Genomic DNA, 25333 nt, shown 5'->3' on the forward strand with positions numbered 1-25333 from the left:
ACCCGTTACTATCTTTTTTTTGTAATAAAAAAGTTATTTTTCTGTAATTCGAACATGTCATGTTACCCCGCGAACATAAAACGCGTGAAATCGCGCATCCGGAACAACAAGAGAGATAACCGATGATATCGTTACGACATACAGCTTTAGGACTGGCGCTGAGCCTGGCATTTGCTGGCCAGGCACTGGCAGTAACCACCATCCCTTTCTGGCACTCGATGGAAGGGGAACTGGGTAAAGAAGTTGATTCTCTGGCGCAACGTTTCAACGCGGCCAATCCTGATTACAAAATTGTTCCGATGTACAAAGGCAACTACGAGCAGAGCCTGAGCGCCGGTATCGCCGCCTTCCGTACCGGCAACGCGCCGGCGATTCTGCAGGTGTATGAAGTCGGCACCGCCACCATGATGGCGTCAAAAGCTATTAAGCCGGTGTACCAGGTCTTTAGCGATGCGGGTATTAAGTTCGATGAATCGCAGTTCGTACCGACGGTGTCCGGTTATTACACCGATTCAAAAACCGGCCATCTGCTCTCCCAGCCGTTTAACAGCTCCACGCCGGTGCTGTACTACAACAAAGACGCCTTCAAGAAAGCGGGTCTGGACCCTGAGCAGCCGCCGAAAACCTGGCAGGATTTGGCGGCTTACACCGCCAAACTGAAAGCGGCCGGAATGAAGTGCGGCTACGCCAGCGGTTGGCAGGGCTGGATCCAGATTGAGAACTTCAGCGCCTGGAACGGCCTGCCGGTCGCCACGAAAAATAACGGCTTTGACGGTACCGACGCGGTTCTTGAGTTCAACAAGCCGGAGCAGGTGAAGCATATCGCGCTGCTCGAAGAGATGAACAAGAAAGGCGATTTCAGCTATTTCGGGCGTAAGGATGAATCCACCGAGAAGTTCTATAACGGCGACTGCGCGATGACTACCGCCTCATCCGGTTCGCTGGCGGATATTCGTCAGTACGCGAAATTCAACTACGGCGTCGGCATGATGCCTTACGACGCTGATGTGAAAGGCGCGCCGCAGAACGCCATCATCGGCGGGGCCAGCCTGTGGGTGATGCAGGGCAAGGACAAAGAGACCTACACCGGCGTGGCGAAGTTTCTCGACTTCCTGACCAAACCGGAAAACGCCGCCGAGTGGCACCAGAAAACCGGCTACCTGCCGATTACCACCGCGGCCTACGATCTGACGCGCCAGCAGGGCTTCTATGATAAGAATCCAGGCGCTGATATCGCCACTCGCCAGATGCTGAACAAGCCGCCGTTGCCGTTCACCAAAGGCCTGCGCCTGGGCAACATGCCGCAAATTCGCACCATCGTTGATGAAGAGCTGGAGAGCGTGTGGACCGGCAAGAAAACCCCGCAACAGGCGCTGGACTCCGCCGTTCAGCGCGGGAATCAACTGCTGCGCCGTTTCGAGCAAGCCACCAAATCGTAATCTGTAACTTGCCCGGTGGCGCTGCGCTTACCGGGCCTACGATGTGCCCTATGTAGGCCGGGTAAGGCGTAGCCGCCGCCCGGCATTGTTCAGGAACCAAATCTCAATGTCATCATCCCGTCCGGTATTCCGCTCGCGCTGGCTGCCCTATGTGCTGGTCGCGCCGCAGCTGATTATCACGCTGATTTTCTTTATCTGGCCCGCGGGCGAAGCGCTGTGGTACTCGCTGCAGAGCGTCGATCCGTTTGGCCTTTCCAGCCAGTTTGTCGGCCTGGATAACTTCGTCACGCTGTTCCACGACCCGTACTATCTGGACTCGTTCTGGACGACCATAAAATTCAGCACTCTGGTAACCGTCAGCGGCCTGCTTATTTCGCTGTTTTTTGCCGCGCTGGTCGACTATGTGGTGCGCGGCAGCCGCTTTTATCAAACGCTGATGCTGTTGCCGTATGCCGTGGCTCCCGCCGTCGCGGCGGTGCTGTGGATCTTCCTCTTCAATCCCGGACGCGGGCTGATCACCCATTTCCTCGGCGAATTGGGTTACGACTGGAACCACGCGCAGAACAGCGGCCAGGCGATGTTTCTGGTGGTCTTCGCCTCGGTCTGGAAGCAGATAAGCTACAACTTCCTGTTCTTCTTCGCCGCGCTGCAGTCGATCCCGCGTTCGCTGGTTGAGGCCGCCGCCATCGACGGCGCCGGACCGATTCGTCGCTTCTTCAAGCTGGCGCTGCCGCTGATTGCGCCGGTGAGTTTCTTCCTGCTGGTGGTCAACCTGGTTTACGCCTTCTTCGACACCTTCCCGGTGATCGATGCCGCCACCGCCGGCGGCCCGGTGCAGGCGACCACCACCCTAATCTACAAAATTTATCGCGAAGGTTTCGCCGGGCTCGATCTTTCCGCTTCCGCCGCGCAGTCGGTGGTGCTGATGTTCCTCGTCATTATCCTGACGGTGGTGCAGTTCCGTTACGTTGAAAGTAAGGTGCGTTACCAATGATTGAGAACCGTCGCGGGCTGACGATTTTCAGCCACACCATGCTCATTTTGGGTATTGCCGTCATTTTATTCCCGCTGTATGTCGCCTTCGTGGCGGCGACGCTGGATAACAAATCGGTGTTTGAAACGCCGATGACGCTGATCCCCGGCGGACATCTGCTGGAGAACATGAAGACCATCTGGGTGAACGGCGTCGGCGTCAACAGCGCGCCGTTCTGGCTGATGATGCTCAACAGCTTCATCATGGCGTTCGCCATTACGGTAGGCAAAATCGTGGTGTCGATGCTTTCGGCTTTCGCCATCGTCTGGTTCCGCTTTCCGCTGCGTAACCTGTTCTTCTGGATGATCTTCATCACTCTGATGCTGCCGGTCGAGGTGCGTATTTTCCCGACGGTGGAAGTGATCGCCAACCTCAAAATGCTCGACAGTTATGCCGGGTTAACGCTGCCGTTGATGGCTTCGGCTACCGCCACCTTCCTGTTCCGCCAGTTCTTTATGACTCTGCCGGACGAGCTGATTGAAGCGGCGCGTATCGATGGCGCTTCGCCGATGCGCTTCTTTCGCGACATCGTGCTGCCGCTGTCGAAAACCAACCTCGCCGCGCTGTTCGTCATCACCTTTATCTACGGCTGGAACCAGTATCTATGGCCGTTGCTGATTATTCAGGATGTGAATCTTGGCACCGCCGTCGCCGGTATTAAAGGCATGATCGCCACCGGTGAAGGTACTACCCAGTGGAATCAGGTGATGGCGGCGATGCTGCTGACCCTGATCCCGCCGGTCGTCATCGTTTTAGCCATGCAGCGCGCGTTTGTGCGCGGCCTGGTCGATAGTGAGAAATAAAATGGCTGGTTTAAAACTACAGGCAGTAAGCAAAAGCTGGGATGGCAAAACCCAGGTAATTCAACCGCTGACGCTGGACGTGGCGGACGGGGAGTTTATCGTCATGGTCGGCCCGTCGGGCTGCGGGAAATCAACGCTGCTGCGGATGGTTGCCGGACTTGAACGGGTGACCAGCGGCGATATCTGGATTGATCGTAAACGGGTGACCGAGATGGAGCCGAAGGATCGCGGTATCGCGATGGTGTTCCAGAACTATGCGCTTTATCCGCATATGAGCGTGGAAGAGAACATGGCGTGGGGGCTGAAGATTCGCGGCATGGGTAAGGGATTGATTGCCGAGCGCGTGCAGGAGGCGGCGCGTATTCTTGAGCTGGATGGCCTGCTCAAGCGCCGACCGCGGGAACTGTCAGGCGGTCAGCGCCAGCGCGTGGCGATGGGCCGCGCTATCGTGCGTGACCCGGCGGTTTTCCTGTTCGACGAACCGTTGTCAAACCTCGATGCCAAGCTGCGCGTGCAGATGCGTCTGGAACTGCAGCAGCTGCATCGGCGCCTGAAAACGACCTCGCTGTATGTCACCCACGATCAGGTCGAAGCGATGACCCTTGCCCAGCGGGTGATGGTAATGAATAAGGGGATTGCCGAGCAGATCGGCACGCCGGTCGAAGTGTACGAAAAGCCCGCCAGCCGCTTTGTGGCGAGCTTTATCGGCAGCCCGGCCATGAACCTGCTGGAGGGGCGGGTGAGCGATGATGGCGGCCGCTTTGAGCTGGAAGGCGGCATACAGCTACCGATGAATCACGAGCATCGGCGTTACGCCGGGCGTAAAATGACTCTCGGTATCCGCCCGGAGCACTTTATTTTAAGCTCGCAGGCGCAAGGCGGCATTCCGCTGCTGATGGATACGCTGGAAATTTTAGGTGCCGATAACCTCGCCCACGGGCGCTGGGGCGAGCAGAAGCTGGTGGTCAGATTGCCGCATCAGCAGCGCCCGGCGGGCGGCAGCACGCTATGGCTGCATCTGCCTTTGGAACATCTGCACCTCTTTGATGGTGAAACAGGACAACGCGCATGAGTAACTGGCCTTATCCCCACATCGTCGCCCATCGCGGCGGCGGTAAACTGGCGCCGGAGAACACCCTGGCGGCTATCGACGTCGGCGCCCGCTACGGGCACACGATGATTGAATTTGACGCCAAGCTGTCGAAGGACGGGCAGATCTTTCTGCTGCACGACGATAATCTCGAACGCACCAGCAACGGCTGGGGCGTGGCGGGCGAGCTGGCGTGGGACGATCTGCTGAAGGTCGATGCCGGCAGCTGGTACAGCCGTGAATTTAAGGGCGAACCGCTGCCGCTGCTCTCCCAGGTAGCGGAACGCTGCCGCCGTCACGACATGATGGCCAATATCGAAATTAAGCCGACCACCGGGCAGGGGCCGCAGACCGGCAAAGTGGTGGCGCTGGCCGCGCGCGATCTGTGGGCCGATATGACCGCGCCGCTACTCTCATCCTTTGAAATCGACGCGCTGGAAGCGGCGCAGGAAGCCGCGCCCGAGCTGCCGCGCGGGCTGCTGCTGGATGAGTGGCGCGATGACTGGCGCGAATTGACCACCCGGCTGGGCTGCGTATCTATTCATCTCAACCACAAGCTGCTGGATGCGGCTCGGGTAGCGAGCCTGAAACAGGCCGGCCTGCATATTCTGGTGTATACGGTCAATAAACCCCAGCGCGCCGCTGAACTGCTGCGCTGGGGCGTAGATTGCATCTGCACCGATGCTATTGACGTCATCGGGCCGAATTTCCAGCCTTAATACTGATTTGCGGCGGACGATCTTTACGGGTTAGTCTGCCGCAGCATCCCGCCGTTGTTGTTCGGCAGTACCTGCGGCTGCGAATTGAGATTGCCGCCCTGCGCCGCGCGCTGCTGATTGGTCTGCAGCTGATTTTGCAAATGCTGCTGCTGCGAGCGGGTCTGATTATTCAGATTCTGCTTCAGCATGCTTTGCTGCTGCTGTTGCTGCACCTTCATCTCATTTTGCATTCGCTGCTGGCTGGGCACCACATAACCCGGCTGGTTAGGGTTGTTATCGATGTTAATCGGCTGTGCTAAAACGCCGAGCGGCATCAGCGCCGCCAGGAATAAAATCGCTTTCATGTTTTCTCCTCCCGTGCGTGGGATCACTTAAGTGTACCTCGAATTCGCCATAACAATGATTTTTTAGGAGTTATCAACCAGGCTTAAGCCGGGATATAAAACCTACCTTTCAGGAGTAAGACAATGATAAAAACAACAATATGGCGTCAGGTGGTCATCGCAGCGTTACTGGCGGGGGGCAGCTTTACCGTCGCCGCCAATCCGCCGCCCCCGCCGCCGGTCTCGTATGGCGTTGAGGAAGATGTGTTTCACCCGGTGCGCGCCCAGCAGGGGATGGTGGCCTCGGTGGATGCGCTGGCGACCCGCGTCGGCGTGGATATTTTGCGTCAGGGCGGCAACGCCGTCGATGCAGCGGTGGCTGTCGGCTACGCGCTGGCGGTCACGCATCCGCAGGCCGGTAATATCGGCGGCGGCGGGTTTATGATGCTGCGTACTAAAGACGGTAAAACCACGGCGATCGATTTCCGCGAGATGGCCCCGGAACAGGCCACCCGCGATATGTTCCTCGATGAACATGGCAATCCGGACAGTAAAAAATCGCTGACTTCACATCTCGCTTCCGGTACGCCAGGCAGCGTCGCGGGCTTCTCTCTCGCGCTGGAAAAATACGGCACCATGCCGCTGAATAAGGTGATCCGCCCGGCGATTAAGCTGGCGGAAGAGGGCTTTATCGTTAACGATGCGCTGGCTGACGATTTAAAAACCTATGGCAGCGAAGTGATCCCGCAGCATGAAAACAGCAAAGCGATTTTCTGGAAGAACGGCGAGCCGCTGAAAAAAGGCGACCGGCTGGTGCAAAAGAATCTGGGGAAAAGCCTGGAGCTGATTGCCGAGCACGGCCCGGACGCCTTCTATAAAGGGGCTATCGCCGACCAGATTGCCGGTGAGATGAAAAAACACGGCGGGCTTATCACCAAAGCCGACCTCGCCAACTACAGGGCCGTGGAGCGTACGCCAATTAGCGGTGAATATCGCGGCTATGAGGTTTACTCCATGCCGCCGCCGTCCTCTGGCGGGATCCACATCGTGCAGATCCTCAATATCCTCGAAAACTTCGATATGCAGAAATATGGCTTTGGCAGCGCTGACGCCATGCAGGTGATGGCGGAGGCGGAGAAACATGCCTATGCCGACCGTTCGGAATATCTCGGTGATCCTGACTTCGTCAAAGTGCCGTGGCAGGCGCTGACCAGCAAAGCTTACGCTAAAGCGATAGCCGCCGAGATTGATGTGAATAAGGCGAAGCCTTCCAGCCAGATCCGTCCGGGCAAGCTGGCGCCGTATGAAAGCAACCAAACCACCCACTTCTCGGTAGTCGATAAAGACGGCAATGCGGTGGCGGTCACCTATACGTTGAATACCACCTTTGGCACCGGCATCGTGGCCGGCGACTCCGGCATTATACTCAACAACCAGATGGATGATTTCTCGGCGAAACCCGGTGTGCCTAACGTCTATGGGCTGGTGGGCGGCGACGCCAACGCGGTAGGGCCGAAAAAGCGTCCGCTGTCGTCGATGTCGCCAACTATCGTGGTAAAAGACGGGAAGACCTGGCTGGTGACCGGTAGCCCGGGCGGTAGCCGAATTATCACCACCGTGCTGCAAATGGTGGTCAACACCATTGATTTTGGGATGAACGTCGCGGAAGCCACCAATGCGCCGCGCTTCCACCACCAGTGGCTGCCGGATGAACTGCGGGTGGAGAAAGGTTTTAGCCCGGATACCGTGAAATTGCTGGAAGCAAAAGGGCAGAAAGTCGCGCTGAAAGAGGCGATGGGCAGTACCCAGAGCATTATGGTGGGGCCGGACGGCACGCTGTATGGCGCTTCCGATCCGCGTTCGCCCGGTGATTTGACCGCGGGGTATTGATGTGTTGCCCGGTGGCGCTGCGCTTACCGGGTCGACAAGTGTGCGAACGGTAGGCCGGGTAAGGCGAAGCCACCACCCGGCAACACGCTACTTCATTCTCGCCATATAATACGCATCCACATACTCGCCGTTGCGCAATGCGTAACCCTTGGCGGTGCCTTCGATCTCAAAGCCGTACTTCTTATACACCGCGACCGCCGGGGCGTTATCGGCGAACACCGTCAGCTCAATGCGCTCGACGCGCAGCCAGTTGTCGCACATATCAATCATGGTACGCATCAGGGCGCTGGCGACGCCGCGGTTATGCCAGCGCGAATCCACGCTGATACCAAAATCGGCGACGTGGCTACGGCGAGGACGTTGGGCGACAGCAATGCATAAATGCCCCACGACTTGCCCATCGATACAGGCCACCAGCTGCTTCACGCCGGGCGTATCGGTTAGCCGCTCCTGCCACATATGCTCGGATGGATGAGGGACCTGTAGCGTGTTGTGATACACCTCCGGCTGGGCGTGAATTTGACGAATCGCGTCAACATCTTTCGGTTCAGCATGGCGTATCACGATGTCACTCATTCCTTGTTCCTCATTTGGTTGAAAAGACCCTTTAAACATCACTGACTCCGGCGTCCGAGTCAACACGCATTAATTGCAAAAAAAAGTAGACAAGTGCGAATGAGAATGATTATTATTGTCCTGCATTCAGGGAGACCCTTGCGGAAAGCCTGAAAGCACGACATTGCTCACATTGCTTCCAGTATTACTTTAGCCAGCCGGGTGCTGGCTTTTTTTTGCGCTCATTTCAGGCATGTTGCGATTTGGCGGATTTCACCGCTTCTTCCGCGACCAGGCCGACGATATTACTTTTATTTTTGCTCTCCGCCGCGGCCAACACCTCCGCGCTGCCGGTAAACAGGCCGCCCTTTTTAATCGCCAGCGCGCGATAGGCGAGGGTGCCGTCGAGGTTGCCATGTTCCTCAATAGCAATGCTATCGCCACGGCACTGGCCATGAACCTTGCCGTCGACGATCAGCTCGCGGCAACTGATATTGCCCTCAACCTCACCTTCGCGCATCACCTTAATGAGATGTTCTTTGGCCTCAATGTTGCCGGTGACCTGGCCGTGGATATAGACATGGCCGCTGGCGACGATGTTGCCGACAAAATGCACGCCGCTGGCGATCACCGTGGTTTCCTGTTTTTTGACGCTTGCCGTTTCTGGCTCTGTTGCCGCCACGGCTGGCGCCGCGACTTCAGCAGCCTGCGCTTCGGTTTTATTTTTCTTCATAAACATAGCGTTAATTTTTTCCCGTTGGGTATGAGTAAGGAAAGCGAAAAGGGTACAGGCCGCCGCCAGGCGCGCCAGCGCGGCCTCATCGCTAAACCAGGCGATCAGTGCAAGAAGCCAGAAAAAAATGGCGCAGTTTATGGCGAGATACTTTTTTTCCATCAGCAGCGGCTGGCTACTCCGTTAGTCTTTAGCAACGTCCTGGTTTTGCCCTTCACTTATCCGCAGTTTCGTCATTGGGATCAAGACTTTCTGTTGAAAAACTGAAATTTAATGACTTATTAATCAATCACTTATTAATAATTGTGTATGAGTGGTAACCGAAATATTTTGCCGGTGAATTTTCCAGCTCAGAGGAAAAGGAGGATGAAGTTAGCCCCCGGCTTGCGCTATGGTTAAAGGCAGCACATCAACTAAGGACAGCGTTATGATTCTGCACTGCGCATTTATTGGCTTTGGTAAAAGCACGACCCGCTATCATCTTCCTTACGTCCTGCATCGCAAAGACCGCTGGCACGTCGCGCATATTTATCGCCGCAGCGCCAGGCCGGAAGAACAAGCGCCGGCGTATTCCCATATCCACTTCACCAGCGACCTCGATGAAGTGCTGAACGACCCGCAGGTCAAACTGGTGGTGGTCTGCACCCATGCCGATAGCCACTTCGAATATGCGAAGCGGGCGCTGGAAGCGGGGAAAAACGTACTGGTCGAAAAGCCCTTTACCCCGACGCTGGCAGAGGCGAAGGCCCTGTTTACGCTGGCGAAAAGCAAAGGGTTGACGGTGACGCCTTATCAGAACCGCCGCTTCGACTCCTGTTTCCTGACCACCAAAAAGGTGATTGAAAGCGGTAAGCTCGGCGAACTGGTGGAAATTGAAAGTCATTTTGATAACTACCGACCGGTGGCGGAAACCATCCAGGGGGGACCACAAAGCGGCGATTTCTATGGCCTCGGGGTGCATACCATGGACCAGATCATTTCGCTGTTTGGTCGCCCGGATCATGTTTCCTACGATCTGCGCTCACTACGTAATAAAGCCAATCCCGATGACACGTTTGAAGCTCAACTGTTTTATGGCGACCTGAAAGCGATCGTCAAAACCAGCCATCTGGTGCAGATTGACTACCCGAAATTTATCGTTCATGGCCATAAAGGCTCGTTTGTGAAATACGGCATTGACCAGCAGGAGACCAGCCTGAAGGCCAACATTATGCCGGGCGACGCGGGGTTCGGCGCTGATGACAGCGTAGGGCAACTGGTCTACATCAACGAGGCGGGCGTGGCGGTACGTGAAGAGGTGCCGCTGGAAACCGGCGACTACGGACGAGTGTATGACGCGCTGTATGACACCCTCGTTAACGGCCAGCCGAATTACGTCAAGGAATCTGAAGTTCTCACCAATATGGAGATTCTGCAGCGCGGCTTTGAACAACCTTCTCCGGCTACTATTACCCTCGCAAAATAAGAAAATCTGGCTCCTCGCCGCTTGTTCATATTTTTTGAACAGAGGAGTCAATTTTCACCCTCTATGATCGCCGGCGGAATGGGTCCACACTTACTCCATCGAAAACATACGGGGGTGCAACATGATCTACTTACGCAAAGCTAACGAACGTGGCCACGCTAACCATGGCTGGCTGGATTCCTGGCATACTTTCTCTTTCGCCAACTACTACGACCCGAACTTTATGGGTTTCTCCGCGCTGCGCGTGATTAACGATGACGTAATCGACGCCGGCCAGGGGTTTGGCACCCACCCGCACAAAGACATGGAAATCCTGACTTATGTGCTGGAAGGCGCGGTTGAGCACCAGGACAGCATGGGTAACAAAGAGCAGGTTCCGGCTGGCGAGTTCCAGATCATGAGCGCGGGTACCGGCGTGCGTCACTCTGAGTACAACCCGAGCAGCACCGACCGCCTGCGTTTGTATCAGATCTGGATTATTCCAGAAGAAACCGGCATTACGCCGCGCTACGAGCAGCGCCGCTTTGATGCCGCGCAGGGCAAACAGCTGGTGCTGTCGCCAGATGCGCGCGAAGGGTCGCTGAAAGTGCATCAGGATATGGAACTGTATCGCTGGGCGCTGCTGAAAGATGAGCAGTCGGTTCACCAGATTGCCGCGGAACGTCGCGTGTGGATCCAGGTAGTGAAAGGCGAAGTGACGATTAACGGCACCAAAGCCACCACCAGCGATGGTCTGGCGATTTGGGACGAGCAGGCGATTTCGGTTCACGCCGACAGCGATAGCGAAATCTTACTTTTCGATCTGCCGCCGGTTTGATAGTCATCTGCGCCAGGTTAAATAAATTGCGCAACCTTCTCCAACATCGGGGAAGGTTGCGCTTTGTCCGTGATAAACTGAGAAAATGTTTCCCAGCCGATCACAGTCAGGACGATGAAAAAGAAAAGACCCGTACTTCAGGATGTAGCCGATCTTGTCGGCGTGACCAAAATGACGGTCAGTCGCTATTTACGTAACCCGGAACAGGTTTCTGAGGCCCTGCGTGGCAAGATTGCCGTTGCACTCGATGAGCTGGGTTATATTCCCAATCGTGCTCCTGATATTCTCTCTAACGCCACCAGCCGCGCCATCGGCGTGCTGCTGCCCTCGTTAACTAACCAGGTCTTCTCGGAAGTGCTACGCGGCATTGAAAGCGTCACCGACGCCTTCGGTTATCAAACCATGCTGGCGCACTACGGCTATAAGCCGGAGATGGAAGAGAAGCGCCTCGAATCGATGCTCTCCTGGAATATTGACGGCCTGATCCTCACTGAACGTACCCACACGCCGCGCACGTTGAAAATGATTGAAGTGGCCGGGATCCCTGTGGTTGAGCTGATGGACAGCCAGTCGCCGTGCCTCGACATTGCCGTCGGTTTCGATAACTTCGAAGCGGCGCGGCAGATGACGGCGGCGATTATCGCCCGCGGTCACCGCCACGTTGCTTATCTCGGCGCGCGTCTGGATGAACGTACTATCATCAAACAGAAGGGGTACGAGCAGGCGATGCTCGATGCCGGCATGACGCCCTACAGCGTGATGGTGGAGCAATCCTCTTCCTACTCGTCAGGGATTGAGCTGATGCGTCAAGCGCGTCGCGAATATCCGCAGCTCGACGGCATCTTCTGCACCAACGATGACCTCGCGGTCGGCGCGGCGTTCGAGTGCCAGCGTCTGGGGCTGAAAATCCCGGACGACATGGCGATAGCCGGTTTCCACGGTCACGATATCGGTCAGGTGATGGAGCCGCGTCTCGCCAGCGTACTGACCCCGCGTGAGCGCATGGGGCGCATCGGCGCCGAGCGTCTGCTGGCGCGCATCCGCGGTGAGACGATTACCCCTAAGATGTTAGATTTAGGTTTCACATTGTCACCGGGTGGATCTATTTAAACCGACAAGTTTGAAGTAGATCACACATATTCACATCTGGCACGAATGGTTATTGCTTCTCCCAGGGTCCGGCATGACAATGTTACCGATAACAGTTACCCGTAACACTTGCCCGTAATCATTAACCAGTACGCCGCTTTCGCGCTGTATCAGTCAGCCCCGGCGCGGCGTACCAGTCCAGTGGGAGGACGCTTTGAGCACGACTAACCATGATCACCACGTCTATGTCCTGATGGGCGTTTCCGGCAGTGGTAAATCCGCCGTCGCCAGCGAAGTGGCGCATCAACTGAAAGCCGCGTTTCTCGATGGCGATTTTCTGCATCCGCGCAGCAACATCACCAAGATGGCTTCCGGCGAGCCGCTGAACGACGATGATCGCACCCCGTGGCTGCAGGCGTTGAATGACGCGGCATTTGCCATGCAGCGCACCAACAAAGTTTCGCTGATCGTCTGCTCAGCGCTGAAAAAAAGCTACCGCGACATTCTGCGCAAGGGCAATCCGAACCTCTCCTTTATCTACCTGAAAGGCGACTTCGACGTGATTGAAAGCCGTCTGAAGGCGCGTAAAGGGCACTTCTTCAAAACCCAAATGTTGGTGACGCAGTTTGAAACACTGCAGGAACCAGGCGCTGACGAAAGCGATGTGCTTATCGTCGATATCGACCAGTCACTGGAAGGCGTGGTCGCCAGCACCATTGAGGTGATTAACAAAGGCAGTAACTAGTGAGTACTTTAACGCTTGTTTTAACAGCAGTCGGCTCGGTATTGCTGCTGCTGTTTTTAGTCATGAAGGCGCGTATGCACGCCTTCGTGGCTTTAATGGTGGTTTCTATTGGCGCAGGTCTCTTTTCCGGTATGCCGCTGGATAAAATCGCGGCGACGATGGAAAAAGGGATGGGCGGCACGCTGGGCTTCCTGGCGATAGTCGTCGCGCTGGGCGCGATGTTCGGTAAAATTTTGCATGAAACCGGCGCGGTCGACCAAATTGCGGTAAAAATGCTGAAGTCCTTCGGCCACAACCGCGCGCACTATGCGATTGGCCTGGCCGGCCTTATCTGCGCGCTGCCGCTGTTCTTCGAAGTGGCGATCGTGCTGCTGATTAGCGTCGCGTTCTCCATGGCGCGCCATACCGGCACTAACCTCGTGAAGCTGGTGATCCCGCTGTTCGCAGGCGTAGCCGCCGCCGCGGCATTCCTGCTGCCGGGGCCCGCGCCGATGCTGCTGGCTTCGCAGATGCACGCCGATTTCGGCTGGATGATCCTGATTGGTCTCTGCGCCGCTATTCCGGGGATGATTATCGCCGGCCCGCTGTGGGGTAACTTCATCAGCCGCTATGTTGAGCTGCACATTCCTGACGATATCAGCGAACCGCATCTCGGCGAAGGTAAAATGCCGTCCTTCGGCTTTAGCCTCTCGCTGATCCTGCTGCCGCTGGTGCTGGTCGGCCTGAAAACCATCGCCGCGCGCTTTGTGCCGGTGGGATCCACCGCCTATGAATGGTTCGAGTTTATCGGCCACCCATTCACCGCGATTCTGGTTGCCTGCCTGGTAGCGATTTACGGCCTGGCGGTACGTCAGGGGATGGCGAAAGATCGCGTGATGGAGATCTGCGGCGCGGCGCTGCAGCCGGCGGGTATTATTCTGCTGGTGATTGGCGCAGGCGGCGTCTTCAAGCAGGTACTGGTTGACTCCGGCGTCGGCCCGGCGCTCGGCGAAGCGCTGACTGGTCTGGGTCTGCCGATTGCGATTACCTGCTTCGTGCTGGCGGCTGCCGTACGTATTATTCAGGGCTCCGCGACCGTGGCGTGTCTGACGGCGGTCGGCCTGGTGATGCCGGTCATTGAGCAACTGAACTACAGCGGCGCGCAAATGGCGGCTCTCTCCATCTGTATCGCAGGTGGTTCGATTGTAGTGAGCCACGTGAACGATGCCGGCTTCTGGCTGTTCGGTAAGTTTACCGGCGCCAGCGAAGCGCAGACGCTGAAAACCTGGACGATGATGGAAACCATCCTTGGCACCACCGGCGCCATCGTCGGGATGATTGCCTTCCAGCTGCTGAGCTAAGCAAAAATAATTTCCCCGGACACCACCACGGTATCCGGGGAAAAATCAGGGTAATGCCGCTTATCCTGAATTCTCTTCGGTAACACGCTTTTTTCCCCTCTTTTCCACTTCCTTCTGCCGTGAATATCAGCGCTACGACAATGATCGTATCGCTCGTCAGGCCTTGCGACACAAGGCTTCATCCGTTTTTTTTCGCAAGCGTGAAAGCGATATTTTTCGTGCTGAATCCATAATCAGGATCAATAAAATAGCGACGGAAAATATTCCATTACGCGGGTTATTTGCCCGATAATCTTTACGCTTTTTATGACTACCAGCGACGGTGGGCGGAGTGTGGGATAAGTTGCTTTTCTGATTGGCGCGCAATCATTGATTAATTTCACTTGCGACTTTAGCTGCATTTTGTAATGTGAAGGACATCCCAGTTGGAAACTGGCCTGGCACTAACAGCACACACCTCGCAGGAATACGTTATGAAAAATGTTGGTTTTATCGGTTGGCGTGGAATGGTCGGCTCTGTTCTCATGCAACGCATGGTGGAAGAGCGTGATTTCGACGCCATTCGCCCTGTTTTCTTCTCCACCTCTCAGCTGGGTCAGCCCGCGCCGTCATTCGGCGGCAGTACCGGGGGGACGCTTCAGGATGCATTCGATCTGGAAGCGCTGAAGGCGCTGGACATTATTGTTACCTGCCAGGGCGGCGATTACACCAACGAGATTTACCCGAAGCTGCGCGAAAGCGGCTGGCAGGGGTACTGGATTGACGCGGCGTCTTCGTTGCGCATGAAAGACGATGCGATCATTATTCTCGACCCGGTTAACCAGGATGTGATTACCGCTGGCCTGAATAACGGCATCAAAACCTTTGTCGGCGGCAACTGTACGGTGAGCCTGATGCTGATGTCCCTCGGCGGCCTGTTTGCCCATGACCTGGTGGAGTGGGTCAGCGTGGCGACTTACCAGGCGGCTTCCGGCGGCGGCGCGCGTCATATGCGCGAACTGCTGAGCCAGATGGGCCAACTGCATGGCCACGTGGCAAGCGAGCTGGCGAACCCGGCTTCCGCGATTCTCGATATCGAGCGCAAAGTGACGTCGCTGACCCGCAGCGGCGACCTGCCGGTCGATAACTTTGGCGTGCCGCTGGCGGGCAGCCTGATCCCATGGATCGACAAACAGCTTGATAACGGCCAGAGCCGCGAAGAATGGAAAGGCCAGGCGGAGACGAACAAAATTCTCGCCACCGCGTCGCCGATCCCGGTCGATGGTCTGTGTGTGCGCGTCGGCGCGCTGCGCTGCCACAGCCAGGCGTTTACCATCAAGCTGAAGAAAGATGTTTCTATCCCGACCGTTGAGGAACTGCTGGCCGCGCATAACCCGTGGGCCAAAGTGGTGCCAAACGATCGCGACATCACCATGCGCGAGCTGACCCCAGCCGCGGTGACCGGCACCCTGACCACCCCGGTAGGGCGCCTGCGTAAACTGAACATGGGTCCTGAGTATCTGTCGGCCTTTACCGTCGGCGACCAGCTGCTGTGGGGCGCCGCCGAACCGTTGCGCCGCATGCTACAACAGCTGGCGTAAACGCAGGACAAACGATAAGGGGTGTGGATACACCCCTTTTTTTTGCGTAATACAAGGAGTAAACGCGGATGTTGGATTTTTCCCCACGGAGGTAACGCAGCCTTGGCTATGCTTTAAGTAAGGAGTTCCTTACCTGAAGGTGGGACGGAGCAGGAGGATGCACGTTGGTGCTGCGCCGTTCAGGTCAAAAAAGTCGCCGGTTACAGGAAAGGGCGACACTTACAACAGGATGAAAGCATGTCGAATCGAATCGATAGAGACGTGATTAATGCGCTTATTGCAGGTCATTTCGCGGATCCCTTTTCCGTGCTTGGCATGCACCGCACCGAGGCGGGGCTGGAAGTTCGCGCATTATTACCAGATGCCACCGAAGTGTGGGTTATTGAACCGAAAACCGGGCGTAAAGTCGGCAAACTCGAATGCCTCGACTCGCGCGGTTTCTTTAGCGGCCTGCTGCCGCGGCGTAAAAACGCTTTTCGCTACCAGCTGGCCGTCACCTGGCACGGACAGCAAAACCTGATTGACGACCCTTACCGTTTCGGCCCGCTGCTGCAGGATGTTGACGTCTGGCTGTTGTCCGAGGGGACGCACCTGCGCCCTTACGAAACCCTGGGCGCGCACGCCGACACCATGGATGGCGTCACCGGTACGCGCTTTTCGGTCTGGGCGCCTAACGCCCGCCGGGTCTCGGTGGTGGGGCAATTTAACTATTGGGATGGCCGACGTCATCCGATGCGCCTGCGTAAAGAGTCCGGTATCTGGGAACTCTTCATCCCCGGCGCGCTTAATGGCCAACTGTATAAATTCGAGCTGATCGATGCCCACGGCAATCTACGCGTCAAAGCCGATCCTTACGCCTTTGAGTCGCAGATGCGCCCGGAAAGCGCGTCGCTTATCTGCGATTTGCCGCCGAAAGTCGAACAGCCGGCGGCGCGCAAAGCCGCGAACCAGTTTGATGCGCCGATCTCTATTTATGAAGTGCACCTCGGTTCCTGGCGCCGCCATACCGACAATAACTTCTGGCTTAGCTACCGCGAACTGGCGGACCAACTGGTGCCTTACGCAAAATGGATGGGCTTCACCCATCTTGAACTGCTGCCGGTGAACGAACACCCGTTCGACGGCAGCTGGGGCTACCAGCCGACCGGCCTCTACGCGCCGACACGCCGCTTCGGCACCCGTGAAGATTTCCGCTATTTCATCGATGCCGCCCACGCCGCAGGCCTTAACGTGATCCTCGATTGGGTTCCGGGTCATTTTCCGGCGGATGATTTTGCGCTGGCCTCATTTGACGGCACCTCGCTGTATGAACACAGCGATCCGCGCGAAGGTTATCACCAGGACTGGAATACCCTTATCTATAACTACGGCCGCCGCGAAGTCAGCAATTACCTGGTGGGTAACGCGCTGTACTGGATCGAGCGCTTCGGCATTGACGCGCTGCGCGTCGACGCGGTGGCGTCGATGATCTACCGCGACTATAGCCGTAAAGCGGGTGAGTGGATCCCCAACGAATACGGTGGGCGGGAAAATCTTGAAGCAATCGAGTTTCTGCGTAACACCAACCGTATCCTCGGCGAGCAGACGCCAGGGGCGGTAACGATGGCGGAAGAGTCCACCGATTTTGCCGGCGTGACGCGCCCGCCCGCCGACGGCGGCCTCGGCTTCTGGTTCAAATGGAATCTCGGCTGGATGCACGACACGCTGGACTATATGAAGCTCGATCCTGTCCATCGTCGCTACCATCACGACAAAATGACCTTCGGCATGCTCTACAACTACACCGAGAACTTCGTGCTGCCGCTCTCCCACGATGAAGTGGTGCACGGCAAAAAATCGATTCTCGACCGCATGCCGGGCGACGCATGGCAGCGCTTTGCCAACCTGCGCGCCTACTACGGCTGGCTGTTCGCCTTTCCGGGCAAAAAGCTGCTGTTTATGGGCAATGAATTCGCCCAGGGCCGCGAGTGGAACCACGACGCCAGTCTCGACTGGCATCTGCTGGAGGGCGGCGACAACTGGCACCACGGCGTCCAGCGACTGGTGCGCGACCTGAACCACACCTACCGTCACCATAAAGCGCTGCACGAGCTTGATTTCGATCCCTACGGCTTCGAATGGCTGGTGGTCGACGATCATGAACGTTCGGTATTTATCTTTGTGCGCCGCGATAAAGCCGGCAATGAGATTATCGTCGCCAGCAACTTTACCCCGGTGCCGCGGCACAACTACCGTTTCGGCATCAACCAGCCGGGACGCTGGCGCGAAGAATTGAACACCGACTCGATGCATTATCACGGCAGTAACGCCGGAAATGGCGGCGTGGTTGAGAGCGAGCCCGTCGCCAGCCATGGCCGTCAGCATTCGTTGTCGATTACCCTGCCGCCGCTGGCGACCATCTGGCTGGTACGGGAGGCCTGATGACGACGCTTGCCGCGGGAAAACCGACGCCTTTGGGCGCCAGCTATGACGGCAAAGGGGTGAACTTCACCCTGTTTTCCGCCCACGCCGAGCGGGTGGAGCTCTGCGTGTTCGACCAGCAGGGCAACGAGCGGCGCTACGACCTCCCGGCGCGCAGCGGCGACATCTGGCACGGCTGGCTGGCCGATGCGCGTCCGGGGCTACGCTACGGTTATCGGGTGCACGGGCCGTGGGATCCGGCGCAGGGGCATCGCTTCAATCCGGCCAAGCTGCTGCTCGACCCTTGCGCGCATCAGGTGGCGGGTGAACTGCTGGACGACGAGCGTCTGCATGGCGGTATGCATGAACCGGATGCCCGCGACAGCGCAGCCATTGCGCCAAAATCCCAGGTGGTCGATCTGCATTACGACTGGCTCGGTGATAAACCGCCGCGCACGCCTTGGGGCGAAACGGTCATTTATGAAGCCCACGTCAAAGGGTTGACCTGGCTGCATCCGGAGCTGCCGGAGGCGATCCGCGGCACCTATCAGGCGCTGGGCCACCCGCTGATGATCGATTATTTTCGCCGTCTGGGTATTACCGCGCTGGAGCTGATGCCGGTGGCGCAGTTCGCCAGCGAACCTCGCCTGCAGCGGATGGGGCTGAGCAACTACTGGGGCTACAACCCGCTGGCGCTGTTTGCGCTGGAGCCGCGCTACGCCAGCCAGCCGCAGCGGGCGCTCGATGAGTTCCGCGATGCGGTGAAGGCGCTGCACGCGGCGGGCATCGAGGTGATCCTCGATATCGTGCTGAACCATAGTGCGGAAATCGATCTTGAAGGGCCGACAGTCTCCCTGCGCGGTATCGATAACCGCAGCTATTATTGGATCAGGGACGACGGCGATTATCACAACTGGACCGGCTGCGGTAACACGCTCAACCTCAGTCATCCCGGCGTGGTGGAGTATGCCCTGCAGTGCCTGCGCTTTTGGGTTGATGAATGCCACGTCGACGGTTTTCGCTTCGACCTGGCGTCGGTGATGGGGCGTACGCCGGAATTTCGTCAGGACGCGCCGCTGTTTGAGGCCATTCGCCGCGACCCGGTATTGTCGGCGCTCAAGCTGATTGCCGAACCCTGGGATATTGGCCAGGGCGGTTATCAGGTGGGGAACTTCCCGCCGCTGTTTGCCGAATGGAACGACCATTTTCGCGATACCGCGCGCCGTTTCTGGTTGCAACAAAACGTGTCGTTGGGTGACTTCGCCCAGCGCTTCGCCGCCTCCAGCGATCTCTTTGCCCGCGATGGCAAACGGCCTGCGGCGACGATCAATCTGATCACGGCGCATGATGGATTCACCCTACGTGATTGCGTCTGTTTCAATCAGAAACACAATCAGGCGAACGGCGAAGAGAATCGCGATGGGACTAACAATAACTACAGCAATAATCATGGTATAGAGGGATTAGAAGCCAATCTTGCCGTGATTGAGCGGCGGCGCGATAGCGTACATGCGCTCCTGACCACGCTGCTGCTGTCGCAAGGAACGCCGATGCTGCTGGCGGGCGATGAGCATGGCCATAGCCAGCACGGCAACAATAATGCGTACTGTCAGGACAATGCCTTGACCTGGCTGGACTGGCGGCGGGCAAATCACGGGTTAACCGCTTTTGTCGCCGCGCTTATCCACCTGCGTCGGCGCATTCCGGCATTAACCCGTAATCAGTGGTGGCAGGAGCAGGACGGCAACGTGAGCTGGCTCAATCAGCGCGGAGAACCGTTAAACGCCGACGAGTGGCAACATGGCGCCGCGCGGCTGCAAATCCTGTTATCCGATCGCTGGTTGATCGCGCTGAATGCCACCGCGGAGGTGGCGGATATGGTTTTACCCGCGGGGGAGTGGCGCGCCGTTCCTCCATTCGCCGGAGAGGATAATCCGGTCATCATGGCTGTCTGGCATGGGCCCGCGCACGGAGTTTGCGTATTTCAAAGGTCGTAGTCCCTGGGGGTTTTCGGCGCGTTCATGATGAATGGGCCGTGAAGCAGGGGAATCAAAAGGAGTTAATCATGGTTGGGCTAGAAAAGAACGATCCGTTGATGCTGGCGCGTCAACTTCCTCTCAAATCGGTGGCGCTGATCCTTGCTGGCGGGCGTGGTACCCGGCTTAAGGATTTAACCATTAAGCGCGCGAAGCCTGCCGTCCACTTTGGCGGTAAGTTCCGTATTATCGACTTCGCGTTATCTAACTGTCTTAACTCAGGTATTCGCCGCATCGGCGTGATTACCCAGTATCAATCACATACTTTGGTGCAGCATATCCAGCGCGGCTGGTCTTTCTTCAGCGAAGAGATGAATGAGTTCGTCGATCTGCTGCCGGCGCAGCAGCGGGTACATGGTGAAAACTGGTATCGCGGTACGGCCGATGCGGTGACGCAGAACCTCGACATTATTCGTCGCTATAAAGCCGAATATGTGGTGATCCTCGCCGGCGACCACATCTACAAACAAGATTACTCGCGCATGCTGATCGACCATGTCGAAAAAGGCGCGCGCTGCACTGTCGCCTGTATGCCGGTGCCCATCGAAGAAGCATCCGCCTTTGGCGTGATGGCGGTCGACGAAAGCGAGAAGATCATCGAGTTCGTCGAGAAACCGGCCAACCCGCCGGCGATGCCGAACGACGCTACCCGCTCGCTTGCCAGTATGGGCATCTATGTCTTTGATGCGGATTACCTTTATGAACTGCTGGCCGCCGACGATCTCGACGAAAACTCCAGCCACGACTTCGGCAAAGATATCATCCCGAAAATTACCGAAGCTGGCATGGCTTATGCACATCCTTTCCCGCTCTCCTGCGTGCAATCCGACCCGCAAGCCGAGCCGTACTGGCGCGATGTCGGGACACTGGAAGCCTACTGGAAGGCCAACCTCGATCTGGCCTCGGTGACGCCGGAGCTGGATATGTACGACCAGCACTGGCCTATCCGTACCCATATGGAATCGCTGCCGCCGGCGAAGTTCGTCCAGGACCGCTCCGGCAGTCACGGCATGACGCTGAACTCGCTGGTTTCCGGCGGTTGCATTATCTCGGGCTCGGTGGTGGTGCAGTCGGTGCTGTTCCCGCGAGTGCGGGTGAATTCGTTTTGTAACATTGATTCGGCAGTCTTATTGCCGGATGTCTGGGTCGGGCGCTCGTGCCGCCTGCGCCGCTGCGTGATAGATCGCGCCTGCGTCATCCCGGAAGGGATGGTCATTGGGGAGAATGCGGAAGAAGATGCCAGCCGCTTCTATCGTTCAGAAGAAGGGATCGTGCTGGTTACGCGCGACATGCTGCGGAAACTGGGGCACAAACAGGAGCGATAATGCAGGTTTTACACGTATGTTCAGAGATGTTCCCGTTGTTAAAAACCGGCGGTCTGGCTGACGTTATCGGCGCGCTGCCTGCGGCGCAGATCGCAGACGGCGTGGATACCCGCGTGCTGCTGCCGGGGTATCCGGATATCCGCCGCGGGATTACCGACGCGCAGGTCGTCACCCGCCGGGATACCTTTGCCGGGCGCATCACCCTGCTGTTCGGCCATTTTAACGGCGTCGGTATCTATCTGATCGACGCGCCGCATCTCTACGATCGTCCGGGGAGCCCGTATCACGACGCCAACATGAACGCCTATACCGACAACGTGCTGCGCTTTGCGCTGCTCGGCTGGGTGGGGAGCGAAATGGCCTGCGGGCTGGATCCATTCTGGCGCCCGGAGGTGGTGCACGCCCATGACTGGCACGCGGGCCTGACGCCGGCCTATCTGGCGGCGCGCGGCCGTCCGGCGAAATCGGTGTTTACGGTGCACAATCTCGCCTACCAGGGAATGTTTTACTCCTGGCATATGAATGAGATAGAGCTGCCGTGGTCGTTCTATAACATGCACGGCCTCGAATTTAACGGTCAGATCTCGTTCCTCAAAGCCGGGCTGTACTATGCCGACCATATCACGGCGGTGAGTCCAACCTACGCGCGGGAAATCACCGAACCGCAATATGCCTACGGCATGGAAGGGCTGCTGCGCCAGCGCCAACACGAGGGCCGCTTGTCCGGCATCCTTAACGGTGTCGATGATGCTATCTGGAATCCGCAAAGCGATCTGCTGCTGGCGGCGCGCTATGACCGCGATAGCCTGGAAGAGAAAGCCGAGAATAAACGGCAGCTGCAAATCGCCATGGGGCTGAAGGTGGATGACAAAGCGCCGCTGTTCGCCGTGGTGAGCCGCCTGACCAGCCAAAAAGGGCTGGATCTGGTGCTGGAGGCGCTGCCGGGCCTGCTGGAGCAGGGCGGGCAACTGGCGCTGCTGGGCGCCGGCGATCCGGTCCTGCAGGAGGGCTTCCTCGCCGCCGCCGCCGAACATCCGGGCCAGGTCGGCGTGCAGATTGGCTATCACGAGGCGTTTTCGCACCGCATCATGGGCGGCGCCGATGTGATTCTGGTTCCCAGCCGCTTTGAACCGTGCGGCCTGACTCAGCTGTATGGCCTGAAATACGGCACCCTGCCGCTGGTGCGCCGCACCGGCGGTCTCGCCGATACCGTGGCCGACTGTTCGCTGGAAAACCTCGCCGACGGCGTCGCCAGCGGCTTTGTCTTTGAGGACAGTAACGCGGTGTCGTTGCTGCGGGCCATCCGGCGCACCTTTGTGTTGTGGTCGCGGCCATCGCTGTGGCGCTACGTTCAGCGTCAGGCGATGAATATGGACTTTAGCTGGCAGGTGGCGGCGAAATCCTATCGTGAACTCTATCAACGCTTGATGTAACCACAGGAGCTATGGCTATGAATGCACCCTTTAGTTATGCATCACCCACGCTGAGCGTTGAGGCGTTAAAGCATTCTATCGCGTATAAGCTGATGTTTATCATCGGCAAAGATCCGGCGATCGCCAACAAACACGAATGGCTGAACGCCACCCTGTTCGCCGTTCGCGACCGCATGGTCGAGCGCTGGCTGCGTTCAAACCGCGCCCAGCTGTCGCAGGAAGTGCGGCAGGTTTACTATCTGTCGATGGAGTTTTTGATTGGCCGCACCCTCTCTAACGCGCTGCTGTCGTTAGGGATTTATGAAGATGTGAATAATGCGCTGGCCGATATGGGGCTCGATCTGGAAGAGCTTATTGATGAAGAAAACGACCCCGGTTTAGGCAACGGCGGTTTAGGGCGCCTGGCCGCCTGCTTCCTCGATTCTCTGGCAACGCTGGGCCTGCCGGGCCGCGGCTACGGTATCCGCTACGACTATGGGATGTTCAAGCAGAACATCGTCGACGGGCGGCAGAAAGAGTCGCCGGATTACTGGCTGGAGTACGGCAACCCGTGGGAGTTCGAACGCCACAATACGCGCTATAAAGTGCGTTTCGGCGGCCGCGTGCAGCAGGAAGGGAAAAATACCCGCTGGATAGAGACCGAAGAGATTATCGCTGAAGCCTACGATCAGATTATCCCCGGTTTCGATACCGATGCCACCAACACCCTGCGTCTGTGGAGCGCGCAGGCCAGTAGCGAAATCAACCTCGGTAAATTCAACCAGGGCGACTACTTTGCGGCGGTGGAAGATAAGAACCACTCCGAGAACGTTTCGCGGGTGCTGTACCCGGATGACTCCACCTATTCCGGGCGCGAGCTGCGCCTGCGTCAGGAGTATTTCCTGGTCTCGGCGACGGTACAGGATATCCTCAGCCGCCACTATCAGCTGCACCGCACCTACGACAATCTGGCGGCGAAAATCGCCATTCACCTCAATGACACCCACCCGGTGCTGTCGATTCCTGAGCTGATGCGTCTGCTGATCGATGAGCACAAATTTAGCTGGGATGAAGCCTTCGAGGTGACCTGTCAGGTCTTCTCCTATACCAACCATACGTTGATGAGCGAAGCGCTGGAGACCTGGCCGGTCGATATGCTGGGGAAAATCCTGCCGCGCCATCTGCAGATTATCTTCGAGATTAACGATTACTTCCTCAAGACGCTGCAGGAGCAGTATCCCAACGATACTGCTCTGCTGAGCCGTACCTCGATCATTGATGAATCCAATGGTCGCCGGGTGCGCATGGCGTGGCTGGCGGTTGTCGTCAGCCATAAAGTCAACGGCGTGTCAGAGCTGCATTCTCGCTTAATGGTCGAGTCGCTGTTTGCCGAGTTTGCGAAGATTTTCCCGATGCGCTTTACCAACGTCACCAACGGCGTCACGCCGCGACGCTGGCTGGCGTTGGCGAACCCGCCGCTGTCGCAGGTGCTGGATGAGAATATCGGCCACACCTGGCGCACCGACTTAAGCCAACTAAGCGATCTGCAGCAGCATATTGATTATCCGACGGTGAACCAGGCGGTGCGCCGCGCCAAGCTTGAGAATAAGCAGCGGCTGGCGAACTATATCGCCCAGCAGTTGAACGTGGTGGTCAATCCTAAGGCGCTGTTTGATGTGCAGATCAAACGCATCCACGAATATAAACGCCAGCTGATGAATATCCTGCACGTCATCACCCGCTACAATCGGATCAAAGCCGATCCGCAGGCGGAGTGGGTGCCGCGGGTGAATATCTTCGCCGGCAAGGCCGCGTCGGCTTACTACATGGCGAAGCATATTATTCATCTGATCAACGATGTAGCGGCGGTGGTAAACAACGATCCGCAGATTGGCGATAAGCTAAAAGTGGTGTTTATCCCCAACTACAGCGTGAGCCTGGCGCAGCTGATTATCCCGGCGGCGGATCTCTCCGAGCAGATTTCGTTGGCGGGAACGGAAGCGTCCGGTACCAGCAATATGAAGTTTGCGCTCAACGGCGCGCTAACCATTGGTACGCTGGATGGCGCTAACGTTGAAATGCTGGAGCACGTCGGCGAGGACAATATCTTTATCTTCGGTAATACCGCGGAACAGGTAGAAGCCCTGCGCAGCAACGGCTATAAACCGCGCGACTATTATGAGCAGGATGAGGAGCTGCATCAGGCGTTGACGCAGATTGGCACCGGCCTGTTCAGTCCTTCGGAGCCTGGCCGCTACCGCGACCTGCTGGATTCGCTGATCAACTTTGGCGACCACTATCAGGTACTGGCGGACTACCGCAGCTACGTTGATTGCCAGGATAAGGTGGACGAACTGTACCGCCATCCGGAGGAGTGGGCCAATAAAGCGATGATGAACATCGCCAATATGGGCTATTTCTCATCCGACCGCACGATCCAGGAGTACGCCAAACATATCTGGCATATCGACCCGGTTCGTTTGTAATCGGTTAAGCATCAGTAAAACGGGGCCAGTTGGCCCCGTTTTTGTGTGTGCGG

The 25333-nt window shown here is 57.3% G+C and carries 20 protein-coding genes; 17 read left to right on the top strand and 3 right to left on the bottom strand.

Annotation, left to right across the window (positions count from 1 at the left end; all coding sequences use genetic code 11):
• Positions 1 to 122: 122 nt before the first annotated feature.
• The 5 genes from ugpB (at position 123) to ugpQ (ending at position 5084) form a co-directional block, all read left to right on the top strand.
• Positions 123 to 1439: a sn-glycerol-3-phosphate ABC transporter substrate-binding protein UgpB gene (ugpB, locus tag ABLV07_RS09720; protein WP_015703703.1), complete on the top strand. Its 1317-nt coding sequence runs from the start codon at positions 123 to 125 to the stop codon at positions 1437 to 1439.
• A 106-nt stretch (positions 1440 to 1545) separates the two neighbouring features.
• The gene (gene ugpA / locus ABLV07_RS09725; protein WP_015369328.1) at positions 1546 to 2433 is read left to right on the top strand and encodes a sn-glycerol-3-phosphate ABC transporter permease UgpA; all 888 of its coding nucleotides are present in this window, start codon (positions 1546 to 1548) and stop codon (positions 2431 to 2433) included.
• Positions 2430 to 3275 carry a sn-glycerol-3-phosphate ABC transporter permease UgpE gene (gene ugpE, locus ABLV07_RS09730; protein ID WP_015369329.1) on the top strand — a complete coding sequence of 282 codons (846 nt, stop codon included), beginning with the start codon at positions 2430 to 2432 and terminating at the stop codon, positions 3273 to 3275. Before ugpA ends, ugpE begins: the two co-directional genes overlap by 4 nt.
• Before the next feature lies 1 nt (position 3276).
• A complete protein-coding gene (locus ABLV07_RS09735; protein WP_015703701.1) occupies positions 3277 to 4347 on the top strand; it encodes a sn-glycerol-3-phosphate import ATP-binding protein UgpC in 1071 nt (356 codons plus the stop codon).
• Positions 4344 to 5084, top strand: a complete 741-nt coding sequence (gene ugpQ / locus ABLV07_RS09740; protein WP_151584202.1) for a glycerophosphodiester phosphodiesterase — start codon at positions 4344 to 4346, stop codon at positions 5082 to 5084. The genes ABLV07_RS09735 and ugpQ overlap by 4 nt, the downstream gene beginning before the upstream one ends.
• 23 nt (positions 5085 to 5107) lie before the next feature.
• Here the strand turns inward: ugpQ and ABLV07_RS09745 are convergent, their stop codons facing one another.
• Positions 5108 to 5428 (bottom strand): DUF2756 family protein, encoded by a 321-nt coding sequence (locus ABLV07_RS09745; RefSeq protein ID WP_032715222.1) that lies wholly within the window; start codon positions 5426 to 5428, stop codon positions 5108 to 5110.
• 123 nt (positions 5429 to 5551) lie between these two features.
• On the opposite strand from ABLV07_RS09745, the gene ggt reads away from it, so the two are divergent.
• A complete protein-coding gene (ggt, locus tag ABLV07_RS09750) occupies positions 5552 to 7297 on the top strand; it encodes a gamma-glutamyltransferase (protein WP_020077772.1) in 1746 nt (581 codons plus the stop codon).
• Positions 7298 to 7384: 87 nt separating this feature from the next.
• Here ggt and yhhY read toward each other — a convergent pair whose 3' ends face one another.
• Together yhhY and ABLV07_RS09760 are read right to left on the bottom strand one after the other, a co-directional pair.
• Positions 7385 to 7873, bottom strand: coding sequence for an N-acetyltransferase (yhhY, locus tag ABLV07_RS09755; RefSeq protein ID WP_020077773.1), 489 nt, complete (start codon positions 7871 to 7873; stop codon positions 7385 to 7387).
• Positions 7874 to 8099: 226 nt separating this feature from the next.
• Complete coding sequence (locus ABLV07_RS09760; protein ID WP_032715216.1) at positions 8100 to 8747, bottom strand: polymer-forming cytoskeletal protein; 648 nt, start codon at positions 8745 to 8747, stop codon at positions 8100 to 8102.
• 265 nt (positions 8748 to 9012) lie between these two features.
• On the opposite strand from ABLV07_RS09760, the gene ABLV07_RS09765 reads away from it, so the two are divergent.
• The 11 genes from ABLV07_RS09765 to glgP all read left to right on the top strand — a co-directional run bounded on the left by ABLV07_RS09765 (position 9013) and on the right by glgP (position 25280).
• The gene (locus ABLV07_RS09765) at positions 9013 to 10050 is read left to right on the top strand and encodes an oxidoreductase (RefSeq protein WP_032715611.1); all 1038 of its coding nucleotides are present in this window, start codon (positions 9013 to 9015) and stop codon (positions 10048 to 10050) included.
• Between the two features lie 121 nt (positions 10051 to 10171).
• Entirely contained in the window at positions 10172 to 10867 is a 696-nt protein-coding gene (locus tag ABLV07_RS09770; RefSeq protein ID WP_015369337.1) for a pirin family protein, read from the top strand.
• Between the two features lie 114 nt (positions 10868 to 10981).
• A complete protein-coding gene (gene gntR, locus ABLV07_RS09775) occupies positions 10982 to 11977 on the top strand; it encodes a gluconate operon transcriptional repressor GntR (RefSeq protein WP_015369338.1) in 996 nt (331 codons plus the stop codon).
• 193 nt (positions 11978 to 12170) lie between these two features.
• Positions 12171 to 12701 carry a gluconokinase gene (gntK, locus tag ABLV07_RS09780; protein WP_015369339.1) on the top strand — a complete coding sequence of 177 codons (531 nt, stop codon included), beginning with the start codon at positions 12171 to 12173 and terminating at the stop codon, positions 12699 to 12701.
• Positions 12701 to 14041, top strand: coding sequence for a gluconate transporter (gntU, locus tag ABLV07_RS09785; protein ID WP_015369340.1), 1341 nt, complete (start codon positions 12701 to 12703; stop codon positions 14039 to 14041). The genes gntK and gntU overlap by 1 nt, the downstream gene beginning before the upstream one ends.
• Positions 14042 to 14514: 473 nt before the next feature.
• Positions 14515 to 15621 carry an aspartate-semialdehyde dehydrogenase gene (gene asd, locus ABLV07_RS09790; protein ID WP_020077776.1) on the top strand — a complete coding sequence of 369 codons (1107 nt, stop codon included), beginning with the start codon at positions 14515 to 14517 and terminating at the stop codon, positions 15619 to 15621.
• Between the two features lie 237 nt (positions 15622 to 15858).
• Positions 15859 to 18042 (top strand): 1,4-alpha-glucan branching enzyme, encoded by a 2184-nt coding sequence (gene glgB, locus ABLV07_RS09795; protein ID WP_213197596.1) that lies wholly within the window; start codon positions 15859 to 15861, stop codon positions 18040 to 18042.
• Positions 18042 to 20018, top strand: a complete 1977-nt coding sequence (glgX, locus tag ABLV07_RS09800; protein ID WP_015369344.1) for a glycogen debranching protein GlgX — start codon at positions 18042 to 18044, stop codon at positions 20016 to 20018. The genes glgB and glgX overlap by 1 nt, the downstream gene beginning before the upstream one ends.
• Before the next feature lie 68 nt (positions 20019 to 20086).
• The gene (gene glgC, locus ABLV07_RS09805) at positions 20087 to 21382 is read left to right on the top strand and encodes a glucose-1-phosphate adenylyltransferase (protein WP_015703688.1); all 1296 of its coding nucleotides are present in this window, start codon (positions 20087 to 20089) and stop codon (positions 21380 to 21382) included.
• Positions 21382 to 22815 carry a glycogen synthase GlgA gene (glgA, locus tag ABLV07_RS09810; protein ID WP_015369346.1) on the top strand — a complete coding sequence of 478 codons (1434 nt, stop codon included), beginning with the start codon at positions 21382 to 21384 and terminating at the stop codon, positions 22813 to 22815. Before glgC ends, glgA begins: the two co-directional genes overlap by 1 nt.
• Positions 22816 to 22832: 17 nt before the next feature.
• Positions 22833 to 25280: a glycogen phosphorylase gene (gene glgP, locus ABLV07_RS09815; RefSeq protein ID WP_015369347.1), complete on the top strand. Its 2448-nt coding sequence runs from the start codon at positions 22833 to 22835 to the stop codon at positions 25278 to 25280.
• The last annotated feature ends 53 nt before the right edge of the window (positions 25281 to 25333 follow it).

It is taken from the genome of Klebsiella sp. CN_Kp097 (assembly GCF_040064495.1).
In the GTDB taxonomy this organism is placed as follows: domain Bacteria; phylum Pseudomonadota; class Gammaproteobacteria; order Enterobacterales; family Enterobacteriaceae; genus Klebsiella; species Klebsiella aerogenes.